This window comes from Roseomonas chloroacetimidivorans, from assembly GCF_049629625.1.
In the GTDB taxonomy this organism is placed as follows: domain Bacteria; phylum Pseudomonadota; class Alphaproteobacteria; order Acetobacterales; family Acetobacteraceae; genus Roseomonas; species Roseomonas chloroacetimidivorans.
In genome coordinates, this window is record NZ_JBNBZS010000002.1 from 63,901 (window position 1) to 83,813 (window position 19,913).

General features: G+C 67.4%; 22 protein-coding genes and 1 pseudogene. 4 read left to right on the forward strand and 19 right to left on the reverse strand.

The annotated features are described in order from the left end of the window. Positions 1-17: 17 nt before the first annotated feature. From ACO1BU_RS02080 to ACO1BU_RS02140, 13 genes are all read right to left on the reverse strand, one after another. Positions 18-968, reverse strand: coding sequence for an ABC transporter substrate-binding protein (locus ACO1BU_RS02080; protein ID WP_424134241.1), 951 nt, complete (start codon positions 966-968; stop codon positions 18-20). Continuing rightward, the gene (locus ACO1BU_RS02085) at positions 965-2,095 is read right to left on the reverse strand and encodes an LLM class flavin-dependent oxidoreductase (protein WP_424134242.1); all 1,131 of its coding nucleotides are present in this window, start codon (positions 2,093-2,095) and stop codon (positions 965-967) included. Before ACO1BU_RS02085 ends, ACO1BU_RS02080 begins: the two co-directional genes overlap by 4 nt. A 14-nt stretch (positions 2,096-2,109) precedes the next feature. Next, positions 2,110-3,246 carry an acyl-CoA dehydrogenase family protein gene (locus ACO1BU_RS02090; protein ID WP_424134243.1) on the reverse strand — a complete coding sequence of 379 codons (1,137 nt, stop codon included), beginning with the start codon at positions 3,244-3,246 and terminating at the stop codon, positions 2,110-2,112. Further along, positions 3,246-4,196 (reverse strand): ABC transporter substrate-binding protein, encoded by a 951-nt coding sequence (locus tag ACO1BU_RS02095; protein ID WP_424134244.1) that lies wholly within the window; start codon positions 4,194-4,196, stop codon positions 3,246-3,248. Before ACO1BU_RS02095 ends, ACO1BU_RS02090 begins: the two co-directional genes overlap by 1 nt. Further along, positions 4,196-4,927: an ABC transporter ATP-binding protein gene (locus ACO1BU_RS02100; protein ID WP_424134245.1), complete on the reverse strand. Its 732-nt coding sequence runs from the start codon at positions 4,925-4,927 to the stop codon at positions 4,196-4,198. Before ACO1BU_RS02100 ends, ACO1BU_RS02095 begins: the two co-directional genes overlap by 1 nt. A gap of 5 nt (positions 4,928-4,932) precedes the next feature. Beyond that, positions 4,933-5,769: an ABC transporter permease subunit gene (locus ACO1BU_RS02105; protein WP_424134246.1), complete on the reverse strand. Its 837-nt coding sequence runs from the start codon at positions 5,767-5,769 to the stop codon at positions 4,933-4,935. A gap of 280 nt (positions 5,770-6,049) precedes the next feature. After that, a complete protein-coding gene (gene maiA / locus ACO1BU_RS02110; RefSeq protein WP_424134247.1) occupies positions 6,050-6,682 on the reverse strand; it encodes a maleylacetoacetate isomerase in 633 nt (210 codons plus the stop codon). Positions 6,683-6,695: 13 nt separating this feature from the next. Next, positions 6,696-7,679: a Bug family tripartite tricarboxylate transporter substrate binding protein gene (locus ACO1BU_RS02115; RefSeq protein ID WP_424134248.1), complete on the reverse strand. Its 984-nt coding sequence runs from the start codon at positions 7,677-7,679 to the stop codon at positions 6,696-6,698. Positions 7,680-7,725: 46 nt separating this feature from the next. Further along, positions 7,726-9,012, reverse strand: coding sequence for a fumarylacetoacetase (gene fahA, locus ACO1BU_RS02120; protein WP_424134249.1), 1,287 nt, complete (start codon positions 9,010-9,012; stop codon positions 7,726-7,728). Positions 9,013-9,015: 3 nt separating this feature from the next. Beyond that, a complete protein-coding gene (gene hmgA, locus ACO1BU_RS02125) occupies positions 9,016-10,353 on the reverse strand; it encodes a homogentisate 1,2-dioxygenase (RefSeq protein ID WP_424134250.1) in 1,338 nt (445 codons plus the stop codon). An 18-nt stretch (positions 10,354-10,371) separates the two neighbouring features. Continuing rightward, on the reverse strand, positions 10,372-11,352 hold the full coding sequence (locus ACO1BU_RS02130) for an MBL fold metallo-hydrolase (RefSeq protein ID WP_424134251.1): 981 nt from the start codon (positions 11,350-11,352) through the stop codon (positions 10,372-10,374). Positions 11,353-11,372: 20 nt separating this feature from the next. Next, complete coding sequence (locus ACO1BU_RS02135; RefSeq protein WP_424134252.1) at positions 11,373-11,600, reverse strand: DUF2783 domain-containing protein; 228 nt, start codon at positions 11,598-11,600, stop codon at positions 11,373-11,375. Beyond that, positions 11,594-13,204 (reverse strand): FAD-dependent oxidoreductase, encoded by a 1,611-nt coding sequence (locus ACO1BU_RS02140; protein WP_424134253.1) that lies wholly within the window; start codon positions 13,202-13,204, stop codon positions 11,594-11,596. Before ACO1BU_RS02140 ends, ACO1BU_RS02135 begins: the two co-directional genes overlap by 7 nt. A 254-nt stretch (positions 13,205-13,458) precedes the next feature. Here ACO1BU_RS02140 and ACO1BU_RS02145 point away from each other — a divergent pair, with 254 nt between their 5' ends. Next, positions 13,459-13,797, forward strand: coding sequence for a MarR family winged helix-turn-helix transcriptional regulator (locus ACO1BU_RS02145; protein WP_424134254.1), 339 nt, complete (start codon positions 13,459-13,461; stop codon positions 13,795-13,797). On the opposite strand, the gene ACO1BU_RS02150 is transcribed toward ACO1BU_RS02145, so the two are convergent. From ACO1BU_RS02150 to ACO1BU_RS02160, 3 genes are all read right to left on the reverse strand, one after another. Next, the gene (locus tag ACO1BU_RS02150; RefSeq protein WP_424134255.1) at positions 13,798-14,406 is read right to left on the reverse strand and encodes a cysteine hydrolase family protein; all 609 of its coding nucleotides are present in this window, start codon (positions 14,404-14,406) and stop codon (positions 13,798-13,800) included. A gap of 66 nt (positions 14,407-14,472) precedes the next feature. Next, positions 14,473-14,766 (reverse strand): hypothetical protein, encoded by a 294-nt coding sequence (locus ACO1BU_RS02155; RefSeq protein WP_424134256.1) that lies wholly within the window; start codon positions 14,764-14,766, stop codon positions 14,473-14,475. A gap of 1,110 nt (positions 14,767-15,876) precedes the next feature. Next, positions 15,877-16,770 carry an SDR family oxidoreductase gene (locus ACO1BU_RS02160; protein ID WP_424134257.1) on the reverse strand — a complete coding sequence of 298 codons (894 nt, stop codon included), beginning with the start codon at positions 16,768-16,770 and terminating at the stop codon, positions 15,877-15,879. 91 nt (positions 16,771-16,861) lie between these two features. Between ACO1BU_RS02160 and ACO1BU_RS02165 the strand changes: the two genes are divergently transcribed. Further along, a complete protein-coding gene (locus ACO1BU_RS02165) occupies positions 16,862-17,707 on the forward strand; it encodes a helix-turn-helix transcriptional regulator (RefSeq protein ID WP_424134258.1) in 846 nt (281 codons plus the stop codon). Between the two features lie 35 nt (positions 17,708-17,742). On the opposite strand, the gene ACO1BU_RS02170 is transcribed toward ACO1BU_RS02165, so the two are convergent. After that, complete coding sequence (locus ACO1BU_RS02170) at positions 17,743-18,030, reverse strand: hypothetical protein (protein ID WP_424134259.1); 288 nt, start codon at positions 18,028-18,030, stop codon at positions 17,743-17,745. A 375-nt stretch (positions 18,031-18,405) separates the two neighbouring features. Here ACO1BU_RS02170 and ACO1BU_RS02175 point away from each other — a divergent pair, with 375 nt between their 5' ends. Beyond that, positions 18,406-18,774 (forward strand): hypothetical protein, encoded by a 369-nt coding sequence (locus ACO1BU_RS02175; protein WP_424134260.1) that lies wholly within the window; start codon positions 18,406-18,408, stop codon positions 18,772-18,774. 158 nt (positions 18,775-18,932) lie between these two features. Here ACO1BU_RS02175 and ACO1BU_RS02180 read toward each other — a convergent pair whose 3' ends face one another. Next, positions 18,933-19,226, reverse strand: a complete 294-nt coding sequence (locus ACO1BU_RS02180) for a hypothetical protein (RefSeq protein ID WP_424134261.1) — start codon at positions 19,224-19,226, stop codon at positions 18,933-18,935. 327 nt (positions 19,227-19,553) lie between these two features. Here ACO1BU_RS02180 and ACO1BU_RS02185 point away from each other — a divergent pair, with 327 nt between their 5' ends. After that, positions 19,554-19,790: a hypothetical protein gene (locus ACO1BU_RS02185; RefSeq protein ID WP_424134262.1), complete on the forward strand. Its 237-nt coding sequence runs from the start codon at positions 19,554-19,556 to the stop codon at positions 19,788-19,790. Between the two features lie 13 nt (positions 19,791-19,803). On the opposite strand, the pseudogene ACO1BU_RS02190 reads toward ACO1BU_RS02185, so the two are convergent. Beyond that, positions 19,804-19,913: pseudogene (locus tag ACO1BU_RS02190) on the reverse strand (IS5/IS1182 family transposase); the annotation flags it as partial.

Consider the following 19,913-nt stretch of genomic DNA (forward strand, 5'->3'; position numbering starts at 1 on the left):
GGCAGGGCCCCGCGGCGTCAAGCGCTGCGGAGGCCCGCCTGAATAGCGTCGTTAAAGGAGGGGTCGAGCAGGTCGCGCGCCTCGATGCGGCGCCGGACCAAGCCGGCGCGGACATAGAGGTCGATGTTCTTCTGTTCGTCCACGGCAACGGAATCGTCGATCGTCACGACGCGCGTGCCCGCGCGCTTGAACCAGTGCTCGGCAACCGGTGCCGGAACATTCATCAGGCCCGACCAGGTCTTGGCATAGCCGCTCACATTCGCGTTGGCCCAGGCGCGGGCAGCGGCAAGGCGGCGGACGAATTCCGCCAGCTCCGGGCGGCGTGCGGCGATTGCCTCGGTCCGGGCGGCCTGGAAGCCGAGGCCGGGGGTGATCCCTTCCCCATTCGCGATTCGGCGGGCGCCGGAGAGAAGTTCTTCCTGGGAGACATAGGGCTCCCAGGTGGCCCAGGCATCCACGGCGCCGCTGCTATAAGCCGCCTTCGCGTCGGCGGGCAGCAGGAAGACAAAGCGCACGGCGTCCAGCGGCAGGCCGGCATTCTCCAGCGCGGCCAGCACGACCTGGTGGCCGATGGAGCCGCGCCCCGTCGCGATCCGCTTGCCCTTCAGGTCCTGGATGGACTGCACCGGACTGTCCTTCGGCACCATGATGGCCAGGCCGCCGCGATTCTCCCGCGTGGCGGCGATGGCCTTGATCGGCACACCGGCGGCAGCGCCGAAGGTGAAGGGCGCATCGCCCACCAGCCCCGTATCAATGGCATCGGCGTTGAGCGCCTCCACCAGCGGGGCGGCGGCGGGGAACTCGCTCCAGGCGATGCGATCACCGAAGCCGGCAAGCTGGCCGGAGGCCTCCATGACAGCGCGGGCATTGCCGCGCTGGTCGCCCACGCGCAGCGGCGCCTGGGCGCGGAGGATGCGGGGCGTGGCGAGGACAGCCGCACCGCCGAGAAGAAGACGACGCGTAATCATTCGGCAGCCACCTGAACACGTTGCGCCAGCCGCTGCGCAACGAGGCGCTTCGTAGCGGGAAGCAGGGAACGGCCGTATTCCACCGCATCTTCCAGCGGATCGAAGCCGCGGATGAGGAAGGTGGTCACGCCGAGATCATAGTATTCAAGGAAGGCCTCGGCCACCTGCTCCGGCGTGCCGACCAGGGCGGTCGTGTTGCCGCGCGCACCGGTTTCCCGCGCGATGGCGGTGTAGAGGCGGCCCTCCGGCCGGTCGCCCAGCGCGGCAGCATCAAGCAGGCGCTGCGAGCCGGCATTCTGGGGGTGGCGGGCGCCGGACTGGTCGAGGATCGCCTTGCCGCGCACCTTGCGAATGCGCTCGAGAATGGCTTCCGCCCGGCCCCAGGCCGCGTCCTCGGTATCCGCCAGGATGGGGCGGAAGGACAGCGAGAAGCGGATCTGCTCCTGGCGGCCATGCTTCGCCGCCTCGGCGCGCACCCGGGCGATGATCTCGCGCACCTGGGCATGGGTCTCGCCCCAGAGGGCATAGACATCGGCGTGCTTGCCCGCAACGCGCAGCGCGGCATCCGAGGCACCGCCAAAGTAGAGGGGAATGCGCGGTGACTGGACGCTGCGCACCTCCGACGAGGCACCCTTGATCCGGTAATAGGTGCCCTCATGGTCCACGGGGCCTTCGGCGGCCCAGATGGACTTCAGGATGGACAGGTACTCGTCCGTGCGGGCGTAGCGGTCATCCTTGCCCAGCCAGTCACCATCGCGCGCCTGGTCGATATCGTCGCCGCCGGAAATCGTGTGGAGCGCGGCGCGGCCACCCGAGAGCTGGTCGAGCGTGTTGAAGGCGCGCGCGGCCGTGGTGGGTGCCTGGAAGCCCGGACGATGGGCGACGAGGAAGCCGACCTTCTTGGTGTGCGCGGCAGCGTGGGCGGCGAGTTGCAGCCCGTCCGGCCCGTTGGAGTACCAGCCGATCAGGATGCGGTCGAAGCCGCCCTCGTCATGCGCCTGGGCGGAGGCGATGAGATAGCCGGGGTCGATGGCGGGCCCGCTGGCCGGATGGATCTCCGACTGCTGGCGCGGCTGGATCATGCCGATGAATTCGACGCCATCCGCGGGAAGGGTGTTGAGGGTCATGATGTTCCCTTCTTTCAAACCGGGAGGAGTGCGGCGCGACCGGCCGCGAGGAGTGCCGCGTCGGGCTGCGGCGTGTGGATGCGGGCGCAGAGCACATCACGCAGATGCCGCTCCAGTGGGTTGGAGCGGGCGAGGGCATGGTTGCCGCAGAGGGCGACCGCTTCCTGCACGGCGGCAATGGCGTTGTCGGCGGCGACGGTCTTCACCAGGCCCAGCTCGGCCGTGGTGGTCTCGTTGCGCGCGGCGCTGTTCACCAGGCGCTCATTGGTCAGGATACGCGCTTCGATGCGGCCCACCGCCTCCTGCATGCGCGGCAGGGTGGCGAGGGGCTGGCCGAGATTGGCGGGCACGCGGGTGCGGAGGAAGCCAATCAGCCAGTCCCGCGCCGCCCGCGCCACGCCGGTGTAGAGCGCGGCGATCAGCAGCGTGTTCCAGGCGGTGGAGTCCAGGTCCTTCGCAGCCCATTCCTGCGGGGCGCGTAGATCCAGCGCGTGGTCCTCGGGCAGCGCGACCTCGTGCATCAGCACGTCATGGCTTCCGGAGGCGCGGAGACCAGCTTGGTCCCAGGTCTCGACGATCTGAACGCCCGGGGCTTGCATAGGCAGGAGGAAAAGGCCGGTGCGCGGGGCTTCCTCATCCGTCCTGGCAAAGACAAGGCCCCAGCTCAGCGCCGGGCTGCCGGTGGAGTAGATCTTCCGGCCGCTGAGCAACCATCCGCCGGGCACGCGGCGGGCCGTCGTGGCCGGCAGGCCTCCGCGCGCGGGGGTGCCCAGCTCGGGCTCCACGCGCAGGGCGTTCATCACCTCGCCATCCCGCACCGCGCCACGGCCAAGCCGCCCGCGCATGGCCTGCGGGATGGCGAGGTTCCGCGCGACACCGCGATGCTGGATGAACTGCATGGAAAGCACCAGCGCGGTGGCCGGGCAGCCCTCCGCGATGGTGCCGACGATCTGCGCGGCCTCCGCCAGCCCGACATCTCCGCCTCCGAATTCGGGCGGAACGGTCAGGCCGAGCAGGCCCGCATCGCGCAGGGCGTCGATGTTCTCATGGGGGAAGCTGCCCTCACGGTCATGGGCTGCGGCGCCCTCGGCAAACCGCCGGGCAAGCTCACGCAGCGGGAGGGCGCGGGTGGAAAGGATCGAGCCGTCCATCACGCTGCGCGCCCCGGACGCCAGAAATTGCGGTCCCAGAGTGGCGCGACATCCACCTTGCGAGGGATAACCCCGATGCGCGCGAATTCATCCGCAACAGCCTGGTGAGACGCGACGGCCCCGTCGTCCACCGGGGCGAGGCTGCGGGGCTGGGACACATTGTCCAGCAGCGCGCGGATGGTCGGCTCCGGTACATTCAGCACGGCGGCCTGGGCGGCGGCGTATTCGGCCGGGCGTTCCTGGATGAACGGCATGGCGCGGCGGATGCGGTCCAGAAGGTCGCGCGCCGCCTCGGCCCGGGCGGGCTCATCGGCCAGCCCCGCGCGGATGAAATAGGGATAGTTGCCGGAGAGGATACCCTGGGCCGTGCGCAGCACCCGCGCGCCGGACTGCCGCGCCACGGGGACGGAGTAGCCATAGATAGCCCAGGCATCGAGCGCGCCGGAGCGGAAGGCCGCCTGCCCGTCCGAAGGCGTAAGGTTCATGAGTTGCACGTCGGAGAGGGAGAGCCCGGTCTCCGCCAGCATGCGCGACAGGTAATAGTGGGTGGTGGTGGCACGCACATAGCCGACGCGCTTACCCTTCAGGTCCTTGATGGACTGGATGGGGCTGTCCTTCGGCACCAGCACGGTTTGCTCGTTAACATCGCCGCGGATAACGGCAACGAGCTTCACCCGTGCGCCGGAGACAGCGGCGAAGGTGGGTGGAATCTCGCTGCCATAGGCGAGGTCCAGCGCACCGGCATTGGCGGCCTCCAGCATCAGATTGCCCGAGCCGAACTCGGACCATTCGACGCGGTAGGGCGTATCCGCCAGGCCGGCGAGGCGGAGCAGGAGCTGGTCGCCCGCCTTGTACTGCGCGACGCGCAGCGTGACCGGCGCTTGCGCCTGGGCGATCACAGGAACGGCCAACGCGCCCAGAAGGGCCGCGCGGCGCGTCATGTTGCGCATCACGCGGCTTCCCGGATCACGTCGGCCTCGACGCCCAGCTCGGAGAGCAGGCGGCGGCGCAAGGTAACGAAGCGCGTATCGCCATGGCTGCGGGGGCGCGGGATCTCCACCTTGATGTCCGCCGCGATCCGCCCGGCATCCAGAACCAGCACGCGGTCAGCCAGCAGCACCGCCTCGTCCACGTCGTGGGTCACGATCAGCGTGGTGGGGCCATGGACGCGCCAGAGATCCAGGACCAGCGCGTGCATGCGGATGCGGGTCAGCGCGTCCAGCGCGGCGAAGGGCTCGTCCAGCAGCAGCAGGCGGGGCTCCCGCACCAGGGCGCGGGCCAGGGCCACGCGCTGCGCCTCGCCGCCCGAGAGGGTGGCGGGCCAGGCATCGCGGTGCTTGGTCAGCCCGACCTCGGAGAGGGCCTGTTCAGCGCGTTCCTTCACGCCCTTCCCTTCCAGGCCGAGCGCAACGTTGTTCCAGACCCGCTGCCAGGGCAGCAGGCGCGGTTCCTGGAAGGCCACGGCGACGGAGGCCGGGACGCGGATCTCCGCATCGGCGGGGGCCGGGTCCAGCCCGGCCAGCGTCCGCAGCAGGGTGGACTTGCCGGAGCCGGAGCGGCCCAGCAGGGCGGTGAAGGAGCCGGGCTCCAACTCCAGGTCCAGGGCCTTCAGGACCGTGTTCTGGCCGAAGCGGCGGGTCAGGCCGCGAACCGAGACGGCGCGGCTATCAGTGCTCGTCATGGCGTTCAGCCCTTGATCAGGTTGGGGCGCCAGGCCAGGGCGCGGCGTTCGAAGGCGCGGACCAGCGCGTCGGCACCCAGGCCGAGCAGCGCGTAGACGAGCAGGCCGACCACGATCACGTCGGTGCGCAGGAAGTCGCGAGCATCGTTGATCAGGAAGCCGATGCCGGCGGTGGCATTGATCTGCTCCGCAATCACCAGGCTGAGCCAGGCGCTGCCCAGGGCGTAGCGCAGGCCAACCAGTCCAGAAGGCAGCGCGCCCGGCAGGATGACGTGGCGCACGAGGCCGCGCTGGTCCAGGCCAAAGACCCGGCCGGCTTCCACCAGCTTGGGATCGACGCCGCGGATTCCCGCAAAGAGAGTCAGGTAGACGGGGAAGGCGCTGCCGAGGGCGACAAGCGCGATCTTCGGCGTCTCACCGATGCCGAACCAGAGGATGAAAAGCGGGACGAGCGCCAGGAAGGGCAGCGTGCGCAGCATCTGCATCGGGGCGTCCACGATCTCCTCCCCGCGCCGGGAGAGGCCGGAGATCAGCGCCAGCACCATGCCGGCCGAGACACCGATGGCTAGTCCGGTCGCCACGCGGCCCAGGGAGACAAGGAGATGCTGCGGCAATTCGCCGGAGATAAGCAGCTCCCAGGCAGTGGCGAGGATGGTGGTGGGGGCGGCCAGGGTGCGCGGCGCGATCAGCCCGGCCATGGAAGCCGCCTGCCAGAGCAGGACGATAACCAGCGGGGAGAGGAAGCGGCGGTAACGGGAGAGGTCGGGACGGGCGAAGGAGAGACGGAACGACGCGGCGGGTGCAACGGCACCGCGCCCGCCGATGGCGTGCGTGTCGGACATGGGAGAACTCCGGCGAGGCGGGATGCCGCGTGGCGCGGCGGCGGGTCGGCGCGGTGGTTCAGCCGCGACAACAGGCCCGACAACGGCCGAACGGGGCGGCGCGAGGGAGCGTGTCGTTCATGCCCAGAAAGCTATGTGCGGGGGGCGGCGCCGGAAAGAGCGTGGATTCCCAAAGATTTTCCGGCTTCTAGTCACTCCATCCTACCGGGGCGCGGTCTGGGGGAATGCTATTCCCCCAGACACGAAAGAAGCCGCCCAGGGGGCGAATCCCCCTGCCCTGCTATTCGGCGTCGGCCTGCCGCTCGGGGGCCGCGGCGATGAAGGCCGGGTGATCGGCGCAGGCGCGGGCTGCCTCGTTGATCCGGGCCAGGGCGCTGAGATCAGCGCCGAAGCGCTTCGCATTGCCAAGCTGCGGGATCAGACAGATATCGGCCAGGGTCGGGGTAGAGCCGAAGCAGAAGGGACCCTTGGTGTCCGTCAGCAGCTTCTCGCAGGCTTCCAGCCCCTCCTGGATCACCCAGCGGGCCCAGCCTGTCACCTCCTCCTCCGGGAAGGACATGCCGCGCAGCCGGGCCAGCACCTTCAGGTTCTGGACGGGGTGGATGTCGCAGCAGATGGCCTGGGCGAAAGCGCGGATGCGGGCCCGCTCCAGCGCGGTGCCCGGCAGGAGCGGCGGCTCGGGATGGGTTTCGTCGAGCCATTCGCAAATGGCCATGGACTGGGTGAGGACAGCGCCGTCATCCGTCTCCAGCGCGGGCACCAAGCCCTGGGGGTTGAGGCACAGATAATCCGGTGCCCGCTGCCCTCCGTGGCGCAGGTGGCGGAAGCTGTGCTCCACCGCCAGCCCCTTCAGGTTCAGCGCGATGCGCACCCGCCAGGCGGCAGAGGAGCGAAAATAGCCGTGCAGTCGCATCGCCTGTTTCCGTTCAGTCCAGGGTGATCTTCAGGTCACGGATCAGGGGTAGCCAGGTCGTGCGCTCGCGCTCCAGCAGTGCCTCGAACTCGGCGGGGCCACCGGTCAGCGGCTCCAGCCCGATCTGCTGCATGCGTGCGCGCACGCCGGGATCCCGCACGGATGCGTCCAGCTCCCGCGTGAGATGCGCGACCACCGCGTCCGGTGTCGCCCTGGGCGCCACCACGCCCTGCCAGGCGAAAGCCTCGAAGCCGCGCAGGCCGAGGGCGCCCTGTATGGTGGGCACCGAGGGCAGGTCCTCCAGTGGGCTGGCCGACATGACGGCCAGGGCCTTCACCTTGCCAGTACGGAGGTATTCAGCACCCGAGGGATAATCGAGCACCATCATCGGGATGTTGCCCGCGATCAGGTCGTTCAGCGCCGGCGCGGCGCCGCGATAAGGCACGTGGTTGAAGCGCCCGCCAGCCTCGCGGGCCAGCCGCTCCATCGCCAGGTGGTGCGGCGAGCCAATGCCCGGCGTCGCGCAGTCGACGGTGCCTGGCTGGGCCTTCACCTTCTCCATCAAGGCCTGCACCGTATTGGCGGGCGCCTTCTCCCCCACGGCGAGGAAAAGCGGGAAGCGCGCCATCAGCCCGACCGGGCGGAAGTCCTTCACGGGATCATAGGGCAGCCGGTGGAACAGTGCGGTGTTGAAGACCAGCGTGCCGTTGTCGGCGGTCATGATGGTGTAGCCGTCGGGCGGGGATTTGGCGGTGAATTCAGCGCCGACATTGGTGGCGCCACCCGGCCGGTTCTCGATCACCACGGGCTGACCGAGCCGCGTGGAGAGATTGGCGCCGACCAGCCGCGCGAGCGTGTCCGTGCCGCCGCCCGCCGCATAGGCGACGATCCAACGCACCGGCTTGTCCGGATAGGCGGCCAGGGCCGGCATGGCGGGCAGCGCCGCCGCAAGCCCGGCGCCGAGCAGGGCACGGCGGCCCAGGGTGATGTCCTTCATGGTTCGTCCTTCCCACGACCGGCTCTGCGGCCGGCCTCATGCTGCATCAGTTGGCCGGCAGAATGACCGCGCGGCAATCCCCGAAGCCGATGCTGACAAAGCCCTCACGCGCCGCACGGGCGCGCAGGATGATCTCGTCGCCATCCTCCAGGAAGCGGCGGGTCTCGCCGGAGGGAAGCTGAACCGGCTCTTTCCCGCCCTTGGTTGTCTCGAGCAGGCTGCCGAAGCCCTGGGAATCAGGGGCGGAGATGGTGCCGGAACCTAGCAGGTCACCCGGGTTCAGGTCGCAGCCGTTAGAGGTGTGATGCGCGACCATCTGGGCCACAGTCCAATACATGTGCCGGGCGTTGGATAGCGCGAGGCGGTGCGGCGCCATGCCCTTTTCCCGCATCGCCGCGGTCAGAATCAGCACCTCCAGCGCCAGGTCGAAGGCGCCGCGCTTCTGGTCGGCCTCGTCCAACAGATAGGAAAGCGGCGTGGGATCGCCTTCGGGCCTCGGCGGCTGGGGAATGCGGAAGGGTTCCAGCGCCTCCGGCGTCACCACCCAAGGGGAAACGGTGGAGCCGAAATTCTTCGCCAGGAAGGGGCCGAGCGGCTGGTATTCCCAGGCCTGGATATCGCGCGCGGACCAGTCATTGAGCAGGCCATAGCCCGCGATATGCGCCTCGGCCCGACCGATCGGAATGGGGTCGCCAAGCGTGTTGCCGGGGCCGATCCAGACGGCCATCTCCAGCTCATAGTCCAGCCGCTCGCAAGGCGCGTAGCGCGGCACCTCGGAATCCGGGGATTTAAGCTGCCCCTTCGGCCGGCGCACCGGTGTGCCGGAGACGCGTACGGAGGAAGCGCGGCCGTGATAGCCGATGGGCACGTATTTGTAGTTCGGCAGCAATGGGTTGTCGGGGCGGAAGACCTTCCCGACATTGGTCGCGTGGTGGATGCCGACATAGAAGTCCGTGTAGTCGCCAATCCGGGCCGGCAGCGTCAGCGTGCAGGCCTCCATCGGATGCAGATGCGGCTCCACCGCATCCCGGTGCTCGCTGCCCTCGGCCAGCAGGGCAGAGAGCCGCGCGCGCAGCTCCTTGCGGCGTTCGGCGCTGAGGGCGAAGAGGGCGTTCAGCGACGAATTGGCCGCCGCCTCCCGCACATCCTCGTCCACGGGCGCCATGGTCAGATCGAGGATCTGGTCCCCGATCGCCACGCCCACCCGCGCCGAGCCCATATCCAGCGGGATGAACACGCCAAAAGGCAGGTTCTGGATGGAAAAATCCGGATGGCCGTTGGCGGAATCCACCCAGCTGCGGAGCGCGGGGTCGTGCGTGGCGTCGGTGGTCATTGTCTACCGCTGGTTCGGGTTGAAGTGCTTCTGGAGGCCCTGGCCGTAGAAACCGTAGTCCTTCTGGAACTGCGGCGCCTCGGCGGCGTAGCGCGTTACGCGTTGCGGCAGGCGTGTCTCGAACATGAAGGCGAGCGTGCCTTCCAGCTTATGCGGCTTCAGCTCAGCATTGCTGGCGCCCTCGAAGGCCGTCACATCCGGTCCATGCGGCAACATGCAGTTGTGCAGGGAGAAACCGCCGGGCGAGAAGCCGCCGCCAGGCTTGGCGTCGTAGACGCCCTCAATCAGCCCCATGAACTCGCTCATGACGTTCATGTGGTACCAGGGCGGACGGAAGGTGTTCTCGGCCACCAGCCAACGATCGGGAAAGATGACGAAGTCGATATTTGCCGTGCCCGGTGTCTCGCTGGGCGAGGTCATCACCGTGAAGATCGATGGGTCCGCATGGTCGAACAGAATCGGGCCCACCGGGGAGAAGCGGCGCAGGTCGTATTTGTAGGGCGCATAGTTGCCATGCCAGGCCACCACATCCAGCGGGGAATGCGCGAGATCCGTGCGCCAGAGATTGCCGCCCCACTTCACTGTCAGGGTGGAGGGCGCGTCCCGGTCCTCATAGGCCGCGACGGGCGTCAGGAAGTCGCGCTGATTGGCCAGGCAGTTGGCGCCAATCGGGCCGCGCTCCGGCAGGGTGAAGGCGCCACCATAGTTCTCGCAGAGATAGCCGCGGGCCGGGCCGTCGGGCAGCTCCACGCGGATCTTCACGCCGCGCGGAATCACCGCAATCTCGGTCGGGCGGATGTCGATGACGCCGAATTCCGTGCAGATCCGGAGCGCACCCTGCTGCGGGACGAAGAGCATTTCCGCATCGGCGTTGTAGAAATACTCGTCCTGCATGGAACGGGTGATGAGGTAGATATGCGCCCCCATGCCGGACTGGCTGGCCGCGTCGCCAGCCGTGGTGATGGTGTGTATGCCCTCAAGGAAGGAGAGCTTCTCCTCTGGCAACGGGATTGGATCCCAGCGCAGCGGAGCGAGTGGCAGGTCCACCTCGGCACAGGGCGCGGTGCGCCAAAGCCCGGCATCCACCTTCCGGAACTGGCCCCAATGGGCGACGGTCGGGCGGATGCGGTAGAGCCAGGACCGCTCATTCGTCGCGCGCGGCGCGGTGAAGGGCGAGCCGGAGAGCTGCTCGGCATAGAGGCCGTAGGGGCAACGCTGCGGCGAGTTCCGGCCGATTGGCAAGGCGCCGGGCAGGGCCTCGGTCTCGAAGCCGTTGCCGAAGCCGGGCATGTAGCCCGTTTCATTGGTCGTGAGCGGCTGCGGACGAAACGGGGCGTTCATCGCAAGCTCCTTTCTGGTCTAGCGGCCGAGTTCCGCTGATTTCATCTCGGTGCCGTGCTCCAGCGCCTTCCACATCTCCACATCGCGCTCCGCGGTCCAGATGCGGGGGTGGTCGATGCCCTTGGCCTCGTCATAGGCACGGGACACGTCGAAGGGCATGCAGTGGTCAAAGATCACCCAGTGCCCGTATTTCGGGCGCATGACGGACATGGCCTCGTCATAGACCTGCTTGAGCGAGGCACCAGCGGCCACGCCCTTCCTCGCAATAGCAAAGAGATCTGAGGTGAAGTCGGCCGTGCCCTGCAACCCCTCCTCGATCTGCGCGGGGCTGGTAAGGGACGCGCCGCGGCCCGGCACCAGGGCAGCCGGCTTCAATGCGCGGATGGCGTCCAGCGTGCCCGGCCAGTCCGCGAAATGCGCATCGCCGCAATAGGGGGTGGCGCCATATTCCACGCAGTCGCCGGAAAAGAGCACGCGCTCTTTCGGCAGCCAGACGATCGTATCACCAGCCGTGTGGGAGCGGCCGATATGGATGATCTGCACCTCCCGCTTTCCCATCCAGAGTGTCATCTTCTTCTGGAAGGTGATGTCCGGCCAGGTCAGGCCGGGGATGCTCTCCTTGCCCCGGAACAGGCGGGGGAAGCGGCCGATCTCGCTGTCCATGTCCTGCTGGCCGCGCTCCACGATCAGGTCGCGGGTGACGTCCGAGGCAATGATCTGCGCACCCTCATAGCCCGATGCGCCGAGCACGCGCACGGCGTGATAATGGGACAGGACGATGTGGCGCACCGGCTTGTCGGTTACCGTGCGGATCCTGGCGATCACGTCCTGCGCCATGCGCGGCGTGGCCTGGGCATCCACCACCAGCACGCTGTCATCGCCGATGACCACGCCGGAATTGGGATCGCCCTCGGCGGTGTAGCCGTAGAGGCCGGGGCCGAGCTCATCGAAGGAGATGGTCTTCTCGGCGAGGTCGTTGGTGCTGGCGAAGCCGGACATGGTGATTCCTTCCTTCGGGTTCAGGCGCGAGCGGCCAAGGTGGCGTCCCGCCCCGCGGGCTCGATCCCCTGCCGCGCCCGCGCCAGGGCCTGGCGCAGAACGGTGAGGTCGCCAATGTGGTTCGAGAGGAGCAGGATCAGCCGCGCATCCACCGCGCGGCACTGCTCCGGGGTGAGATCCTGATAGGCAACCAGCAGCGCCTCATAGAAGTCGTCGGGGGCTGCGATGTTAGGCTCGGTGTTCAGCATGGGGCCCTCCCCGTCGCGCGATTCAGCGCCGCGCGTACCGCGTCGGGATCAAAGCGGCGCCAGCGGGCACAGACATGCTGGTCCGGGCGAATGAGATAGGTGGTCCCGGGTTGCGCATCATAGCGACGCGCGGCGATGCCTTCCGGATCCTCGGCGGGGGTCAGGTTCACCACGCGGATCGGGGGCACCGTTTCGGGCATCGCCAGGGCAGCATCCCCGAAATGCAGCAGGGTGAAGCCACCGCCGAGCCGCCCGAGCAGCCACTCCTGCGAGTTGCCGGACAGCAAGGGTGCATCGAGGGCCGGCGCGCCGGGCAGCATGCCGCCCTGGAAAGAATCGGTGTCCGGCGAGTTCAGCGGGGAATCCCGGTAGGTGCAGGGCACAGAAAGGCGTCCGCTATTCACCAGGTGCCGCGCGAAAGCGCAGTCCCGCGCAAGGTCCAGCACCGCATCCCGGAAGGCGCGACTGGCCTCGTTCTTGGGCGTGATGAAATCGGTGGAACGGGTGGAGTTCAGGATGTTCTCATCGGCCGCCGCCACGCGCTCGGCGTCATAGCTGTCCAGCAGGGAGTCCGGCGCCTTCCCGCGCAGCACCAGGGCGAGCTTCCAGGCGATGTTCTCTGCGTCCTGGATACCGCTATTCGCGCCACGCGCGCCGAAGGGCGAGACACCATGCGCCGCATCGCCGGCGAAGATCACCCGCCCGTGCCGGAAGCGCTCCATCCGCAGGCAGGAGAAGGTGTAGATGCTGACCCATTCCAGCTCGAATTCCGCATCGGGGCCGAGCAGCGCCTTCACGCGCGGGATCACGCGCTCTGGCGCCCGCTCCGCCACCGGATCGGCATCCCAACCAAGCTGAAAGTCGATGCGCCAGACGCCATCGGGTTGCCGGTGCAGCAGCACGGACTGGTTAGGGTGGAAAGGTGGATCGAACCAGAACCAGCGCTCGGCTGGAAAATCGGCCTTCATCCGCACATCGGCAATCAGAAAGCGGTCTCTGAAGCTGCGGCCCCTGCTTTCCAGCCCCAGCGCCTTGCGGATGGGGGAGCGCGCGCCGTCGGCGGCCACCACGTAATCCGCAAGGATGCGGTACTCGCCTTCCGGCGTTTCAACGGTCAGCTCCACCTCCTCCCCGGTCTGGGAGACGGCCGTGACCTTGTTGTTCCAGCGGATTTCAATGTTCGGCAGTGACCGCGCGCGGTCCAGCAGGAAGCCTTCCACATAGTATTGCTGGAGGTTGACGAAGGCTGGCCGGCGGTGCCCGCCCTCCGGCAGCAGGTCGAAGCTGTAGACGGGCTGGTCCCGGTGGAAGACGCGCCCCAGATTCCAGGTGACGCCCTTCTCGACCATCCGGTCGCCACAGCCCAGCCGGTCGAAAATCTCCAGGCTGCGCTTGGCGAAGCAGATGGCACGTGAGCCGGCAGAGAGGGTCTGATCGTCGTCGAGCAGCAGCACCCGCTGGCCGGATTGCGCGAGGTCGATCGCTGTGGTCAGCCCGACAGGCCCCGCCCCGACGACCACGACGGGATGATGGACAACCTGCGCCGAGGACTGGTCGGGCGAACGCCGGTACTCAAAACGGAGCGACTGGTAGTCCACGTGCATGACCACGCCCTCCCGGGTCCCCCCTGCCGCTCCGCTGGCTGGCGGCCATCTCGACGGGGATGTTATGCTCCGAACGATATCATCTCATTTGAGACGATTGCAAGAGGTGCCCCATCACCACGCCTAAGCCCGCCCCCCTGCTCCTTGAAGCCTTCCTGCCCTACCGGATCTCGGTAGCGGCGGAGAGCGTCAGCCGCGCCTTCGCGGCGCGCTATGAGGCGGAGTTCGGCCTTTCCATCCCTGAGTGGCGGGTCATGGCCGTGCTGGGCGAAGGGGAGCCGCTCTCAACCCAGGCGGTGATCGCGCGCACGGAGATGGACCGGGTGAAGGTCAGCCGCGCCGTAATCCGCCTCGCCGATAAGGGCCTTATCCAGCGCGCAGCCCATCCCGAAGACCAGCGCGCGCAGGTGCTGCGCCTGGCGCCGAAGGGCCTAGCGCTGTATCGCCGCATCGTTCCCCGCGCCCATGCCCTTCAGGCCGAGCTGGCAGATGCCCTCACGCCGGAGGAGGTGCAGATGTTACAGGATATCCTGGACAAGCTGCACCACCGCGCCACCCGGCTATTAGGGGAGGAGGACCGGGCAGCCGAGTGATTAGCGCCAAGCTTCGAGAAGCTGGTCCGTTTTCACGGTCTCGACCTGCTGACCGTAGCGCGCGTGATAGAGCGTGAGCAGCGCGTCATGTGTCTCATCGGTTGAGGAGCAGATCGCGTCGGTCGGAATCACCACGCGGTAGCCACGGTCCACGGCGCCGAGCACGGCGGCAAGGACGCAGACATCTGTTTCGGCCCCGGTGATGATGAGGGTGTCGATCCCGTCCTTCTTCAACATGGTCTGCAGCTCCGGCTGCATCCATGGCGAATAGACCTTCTTGTCCACCACGCGACCGGGCGGCACCAGCTTCGCCAGGGAAGGCACGAGTTCGACCATGCCGGGCGGGAGTGCCTCAAGCGTTAACCCGCTCCAGCGCTCGTAGTAGTGGCGCCAGGTGCCCTCGCCTTCCCCAGGATGGGCGGCGGGGATGAAGCGGGTGAAGATCGTTCGCTCCGGGTGGGCCGAGGCGATGCGCTCCACCATCGGCAGCACCCGCTCCATCCAGGGCGTGTGCCATTCAGTGCGCTCGGCGAAGATGTTCTGCATGTCCACGCACAGATGCGCGCAGTGCTCGCCCAATGGCCCGAACCGAAACCCTTCGTCCGACATGCGTCCTCCAGCCCTTAGAAAAGGGCAGAACGCCCGCATCCAGTGCTGGGATGCGTCGCCGGGCCTTCAGTGCCGGCCGGATGCCCGGTCCGCACGGCGGGACCGGGCGATTCGGTCCAGCATATCGGTTGCGTAACGCCTTGCATCCTCCAGGTGCGATGCATCAGCCGGCACGCCCCCGAGATCCTGTGCCGCTTCAGAACTGTTCGCGATGAAGACGAGCATGGAGACAACCTCCTCAAGGTCTGGCTGAGGCAGCCGTGCGGCAATGGCCGCGATGGTCATCTCCAGCACACGCAGCCGCATCGCGGTGCTATCCGAGTTCGTGTTCGGCTCGCTGCGCCTTTCTCTGGACGTCAAGCTTCACCTCCGTTGGCCGCAAAATACAACCTATGGTGTAGATCGATCGGGAGGCAAGGGTGGCATCCGGCTGGTCGGACGGGCCCGCAATGCCCCGCCAAGAGGCCGGTATGGTGGCCGATCTTCGGCAAACCCGACATGAAATCAGCAAAATATGCCGGAATCAGACCAATCTCGCAAAAAGCACAGTTACAGGAATTAGGGTGGATGGCAGATACTCGCTCTGCGGGATGCCTATAACGGATTCGCAACCTCTGGTCGTAAAGTTTGGGGGACTGGCTGACGTGCCGAGCATATCGCGGGCCTTGCCGAGCCGCCTGCCCGATGCAGCTTTCGAAGCTGCGGTCCGACAGGCTGTCGATATGATTCTCGCGCGCGTGCCCGCGGAAAGGCGGGGTGCGATGTTTCAAGACCTTCAGCGAGAGCTGACACTCTGCCTTGCGGAGGCACCGACCACAGCGCAGGCCCTGCCTGGCATCATCCTCCGGGCACGCCTTGCGGCCGCCCTTGCCGCATTCAGGCTGCCCGACACACGCATTTAACCTGCGTGGCAGCTCTTAAGCTGTCCAGGAGGCGGCCCCCTCAGACGGCGCCCGCGGCCGGTCTGCGCGTCAGCTTCGCGGATTGCCGAAATTCATGCCGCTCGCATAGGCCGGCTCGCTGGACCCGGACGAGGAGGACGCTTTTGCGGGATTATGGCGCAGCGACCACTACGGGCCCCGCAAGGACTTGGAACTTCCGCATGATTCCTTCCCAGGGAAGTCGGCAATTGGCCCTTCCGACCAAGCGGCCTCGGCCTACGCTGCACGAGAACGCTCCCCGTCGGCCCCGAAGCGAACGATGCTGGCCAGCAACGCCTTCGAGCGCTTCGCGCCCAAGACTGCCATTCGGCTGACCCAGCCGACTGCTCCGAACCGGAAATGCCGGACCGGCCCGTTGCCCGGGAAAGAGCGCTTTCTGGTCGCGGGACAAAGACAACGGGGCATCTGAAGATAGGATGCCCGCCGCGGCAGCAGATGCCCCGAGGCAGCCGCCATCAATAAGGCCCTAATCCGCAAGTCATCGGAAACGCCCGCCGCCTTCGCTCTGGCGGCGGGCCGCCTCTTCCGGTCAGGCGCTTGCGTAGTCCATCGCCCGCAGGTGGGCGAGCAGCCTGGGTCCGCTTGGCTGCCAGCCCAGGCGTGCCCGCGTCCAGTCGCTCGATGCCGGCATGTCGAGGCCGACGAACATGCCGAGCCACCCGAAATGGTCCGGCACCTCCTTGGGCGTCATGGCGATGACCGGCACGCCCAGGCCGTGCCCGATGACCTCCGCAATGTCCCGGGCCGCCACGCCCATCTCGTCGACCGCATGGTACCGGGCGCCCGGCTCTGCTCTCTCCAATGCCAGCCGGTAGAGGCGAGCCACATCGAGGACATGAGCGGCCGGCCAGCGGTTCAGCCCGTCGCCCACATAGGCGGAAACTCCCTTCGCGCGAGCGACCTCGATCATGGGCGAGATGAGACCCTGCCTGGCGGTGTCGTGCACCTGCGGAAGCCGCATGACCGACAGGTTGACTCCGGCCCCGAGCAGGGCAGCACCAGCGATCTCGGAAGCCTTGCGGGGGTTTGGATGCGCGGGGTTGAAGACATCCTCCCTGGCGGGCTCCCCATGCCCGGAATCACCCATCCCGGTAGTGGAGGTAATGACGAGCGGGCGGTCGGATCCGGCTAGCTCGGCGCCCATGGCCTCGATGGCGCGCCTGTCCTTCTCGCAGTTCGCCACGAAGTTCGAGAAGGTGTGGTCGAAGGCGCAGTGAATTACGCCCTCCGCCTGTGCGACGCCGTGCCACAGGCTGTCTGGGTCTTCCAGAGTCCCACGATGCGCCTGCGCGCCAATGGCGGCGAGTTTTGCAGCGCCCTCATCGGAGCGCGCGAGGCCAAGCACCTGATGGCCTGCCTGGATGAGTTCGGCGACGATTCTGGAGCCGATGAAGCCAGTCGCGCCGGTGACGAACACGCGCATGTCGGAGCCTCGTTGCTACCCGGAGGCCCGTATCTCTCCGTCCTAGTTACCGTTAAAGTAGTGATCTTATCATGGTATAATGGCTAACAGGATGGTCGCGTCCTCAGGCAGCGAAAATCGGCTTGGCGCCTATCTGAAGGACCGGCGTACGCGCCTCGATCCGGCCACGCTCGGCTTCCCGGCGGCGGCGCGCCGGAGGACGGCGGGTCTGCGCCGGGAGGAGGTGGCCCAACGCGCCAATATCAGCGTCACCTGGTACACTTGGCTGGAGCAAGGACGGGGTGGTGCTCCATCGGCCGAGGTCCTGAACCGGATCTCCGGCGCGCTGATGCTGACCGACATCGAGCGCGAGCACCTGTTCCTGCTTGGTCTCGGGCGCCTGCCGGAAGTCCGGTATAAGGCCGCCGAAGGAGTTTCGCCGCGGCTGCAGCGCCTGCTTGACGCCTTTGAGTACAGTCCCGCGATCATCAAGACGGCCACTTGGGACATCGTGGCGTGGAACCGGGCGTCCAGCGTGGTGCTAACGGATTACGGGGCGCTTCCGCCGGGGCAGCGCAACATTCTCCGCCTCATGTTCGGCAATCCCCGGATCCGGGCCGCGCAGCACGACTGGGAGAGCGTCGCCCGCTTCGTGGTCAGGGCCTTCCGCGCCGATGCGGCGCGCGCGGGCGCGGTTTCGGAGGTCGGCCAGCTCGTGGATGAGCTGTGCCAGACGAGCCCGGAGTTCGAGGCAATCTGGCGGGAGAACGACGTCGGCGGCCATGGCGGGGGCACAAAGCGCCTTCGCCACCCAACTCTCGGCCCGCTCGATCTGGAGTATTCCTCATTCGCCGTCGAGGAGCGGCTCGACCTTCGCATGATCGTCTACAACCCCGTCTCGGCCGCGGAGGCGGCGCGAATCCGGGCTCTCGCCATGGCAGAGCCGCCAGTTCCTTAGGACTCTAGGAAGCAGGCATTTTCTGCCGCTTTCGCCTACTCGCATCCCGAAGCGGCAATGATCGCCCGGATCCGCATGACGGTCACCGCATCCGCCTCGACCGGCGCGAATTGCAGAACCTGCGAGAACGCCGCCTGCAGTCGCTCCGCAGTCCGCCGGCGCTCCAGATGTGAGTCCTTTCGTGCCAGATGAGCCTCAAGCCCTGGACGGAATACGTCTTTCACCAGAGCTGCGCCGGATGATCGATCCACGTTCGCAACAACCACGCCTGTATCGCCCTGACCGGGCCGCAAGATGCGGAGCGTCAGGGCCGGGTCATCCATGCATAAATTCGCAAAAACACGCACACGGAATGGCTAGTGGCCGACCCCGCTCTTCAGAGATCGGCCAAAGTCCGGCGGTTTCGGAGTCAGCACCTGGATGGCGCGCGACGGAGCGGGATCTTCGCCAAGCCTTCAGCCCGGGGGCCGCGTCGCGGGGCTACCATCGGTACGCCCCGGAGCAGATGTTGCCGCTCTTCCGGTGCCCGGCCCGCCGACAGAGTCAACGCTGGCCCTGTATTCCGGATTTGACATGGCGTCGTTCCGGTCGGAACTTCCTTCAAGTCCTCCGGCAGGCTCGCCAGGGCGCTGCGGCCATCTGAGGAAAGTGCCGGACACCGTGATCAGGTCGTCAGGGCCGCTCCGCGCGATCCATTCATGGAACGGGCCGGTATAGGGCATCTCAAGCGTCATGGCGGAGTCGGTCAGGCAGGGGATTCCGGCAGCGACGACGATCCGCCCCTTCCCGATCTGTCCAGAGGTGCCGACACTCCGGACGCGGAGGCGCCATTCGGTAAAGCGGTACTCCGTAGGTCCGAGCAGGGCATCAATCTGCTCGTCGCGTTTTCGACGCAGCGCATCCATCTGATCGCGAAGCCGGGGCAGAGCCGCCTGGCGTCGCTCCTGCCGCGCACGCCGGAGCAGCGGCGCATAGCCCTGCCAGGCCTGCCGAATGACTTTGCAGAATTCCACCTGCTGCGGCGGCAGCACCTCCTTCGCAGCCCTGGGCGCTCCGCGGGCGGATGATGCCAAACCAGCAAAAAGGAGGAGGGCGGCGGCGCCCTGGAACACGGGGCCCATCCCCCTGCCCGATCGCGACCTGATCATCGCAGGAGCATCAGGGAGACCGCCTTCCAAAGGGAGCGTCACCTGGGAGCCTGCCGCGCATCTGGCCCGGGCCCGCATCATTCCTCGTTGGCCAGCAGCCGTTCGAAATGGGCGCAGTCGCAGGCGGAGCACCCTTCATAGAAAGGCGTGCCATGCGGGCAGCCGCCGGGCTGGTACAGGCGGGGACTGTCGTAGTCACCTTCCAGGAAGGCCCGGATGCCCGCCCGGAGCCGCTCCACCTCGCCCACCGCGATGGCGGCCAGTTCCTCCGGCGCGTCGCATTCGCGCCAGAACTCCACCCCACTCTGCCGGAACCAGTCCTGAAAGGCAGCCGCCAGATTGGCCACCTCGATCCTCGTCTGATCGCTCATCTGCCTTCCCCCCGGAAGCGCCTGTGCCTCGGCCGACAGTATCGGAGCACGATGCGGCAGCGTGGAGGAACAATCCTCCATCGAGCGAGTTTCGTCACGGCCTGTCTTGGAGGAATGGACGTCTCAAGAGCGTGTGGCGCCGCCCTCCACGCCCCGTCCCGCCGGGGAGAGTGAGGAGGCCACAAGGTCGCCGGTCCGGCGGTAATGTCCGAGCAGAACCTGCACGGCCTCCTCTGGCGCCGGGCCAGGGGCGTCAATCTTCCCCTGAGAATGCCTGAGTGGAGGAGAGATGGATGCTGGAAACCCCGGTCCTCATCGCTGGCTGCTGTGCTGCGGGGTTTTGGCGGGCCGGGGCTACTGGCGGCCTATGAGGCGGAGCGGCGGCCGGTCGGGCTGCGCAACCGCGAGGGTTCGCGCAGCCACAACGAGACGCGCCGCCAGATTGCCTCCCTCTACACGCGCGATATCTATGCGGAGGAAAGCGAAGGGGACGCCGCCCGGGCCGCTGCCGCGGCGCGTATCGCGGAGATCGGCAACTGGGAGAATGAGTGCACGGGCATCTAAGGTCCGTTGACATTCATCGCGATGCGATGATGGCCGCGGCGAGGCTGATGCTGGCGCGGAAGCTGGTGTCGGTCTTGTCGTAGCGGGTGGCGATGGCCCTGAACTCCTTGAGCTTGGCGAAGA

Bases quoted from the DNA above. Each gene is read 5' to 3' on its own strand.
- ACO1BU_RS02080 (WP_424134241.1), bottom strand. From the start codon at position 968: ATGATTACGCGTCGTCTTCTTCTCGGCGGTGCGGCTGTCCTCGCCACG.
- ACO1BU_RS02085 (WP_424134242.1), bottom strand. From the start codon at position 2,095: ATGACCCTCAACACCCTTCCCGCGGATGGCGTCGAATTCATCGGCATG.
- ACO1BU_RS02090 (WP_424134243.1), bottom strand. From the start codon at position 3,246: ATGGACGGCTCGATCCTTTCCACCCGCGCCCTCCCGCTGCGTGAGCTT.
- ACO1BU_RS02095 (WP_424134244.1), bottom strand. From the start codon at position 4,196: ATGCGCAACATGACGCGCCGCGCGGCCCTTCTGGGCGCGTTGGCCGTT.
- ACO1BU_RS02100 (WP_424134245.1), bottom strand. From the start codon at position 4,927: ATGACGAGCACTGATAGCCGCGCCGTCTCGGTTCGCGGCCTGACCCGC.
- ACO1BU_RS02105 (WP_424134246.1), bottom strand. From the start codon at position 5,769: ATGTCCGACACGCACGCCATCGGCGGGCGCGGTGCCGTTGCACCCGCC.
- maiA (WP_424134247.1), bottom strand. From the start codon at position 6,682: ATGCGACTGCACGGCTATTTTCGCTCCTCTGCCGCCTGGCGGGTGCGC.
- ACO1BU_RS02115 (WP_424134248.1), bottom strand. From the start codon at position 7,679: ATGAAGGACATCACCCTGGGCCGCCGTGCCCTGCTCGGCGCCGGGCTT.
- fahA (WP_424134249.1), bottom strand. From the start codon at position 9,012: ATGACCACCGACGCCACGCACGACCCCGCGCTCCGCAGCTGGGTGGAT.
- hmgA (WP_424134250.1), bottom strand. From the start codon at position 10,353: ATGAACGCCCCGTTTCGTCCGCAGCCGCTCACGACCAATGAAACGGGC.
- ACO1BU_RS02130 (WP_424134251.1), bottom strand. From the start codon at position 11,352: ATGTCCGGCTTCGCCAGCACCAACGACCTCGCCGAGAAGACCATCTCC.
- ACO1BU_RS02135 (WP_424134252.1), bottom strand. From the start codon at position 11,600: ATGCTGAACACCGAGCCTAACATCGCAGCCCCCGACGACTTCTATGAG.
- ACO1BU_RS02140 (WP_424134253.1), bottom strand. From the start codon at position 13,204: ATGCACGTGGACTACCAGTCGCTCCGTTTTGAGTACCGGCGTTCGCCC.
- ACO1BU_RS02145 (WP_424134254.1), top strand. From the start codon at position 13,459: ATGGCCGTGCTGGGCGAAGGGGAGCCGCTCTCAACCCAGGCGGTGATC.
- ACO1BU_RS02150 (WP_424134255.1), bottom strand. From the start codon at position 14,406: ATGTCGGACGAAGGGTTTCGGTTCGGGCCATTGGGCGAGCACTGCGCG.
- ACO1BU_RS02160 (WP_424134257.1), bottom strand. From the start codon at position 16,770: ATGCGCGTGTTCGTCACCGGCGCGACTGGCTTCATCGGCTCCAGAATC.
- ACO1BU_RS02165 (WP_424134258.1), top strand. From the start codon at position 16,862: ATGGTCGCGTCCTCAGGCAGCGAAAATCGGCTTGGCGCCTATCTGAAG.
- ACO1BU_RS02170 (WP_424134259.1), bottom strand. From the start codon at position 18,030: ATGGATGACCCGGCCCTGACGCTCCGCATCTTGCGGCCCGGTCAGGGC.
- ACO1BU_RS02175 (WP_424134260.1), top strand. From the start codon at position 18,406: ATGGAACGGGCCGGTATAGGGCATCTCAAGCGTCATGGCGGAGTCGGT.
- ACO1BU_RS02180 (WP_424134261.1), bottom strand. From the start codon at position 19,226: ATGAGCGATCAGACGAGGATCGAGGTGGCCAATCTGGCGGCTGCCTTT.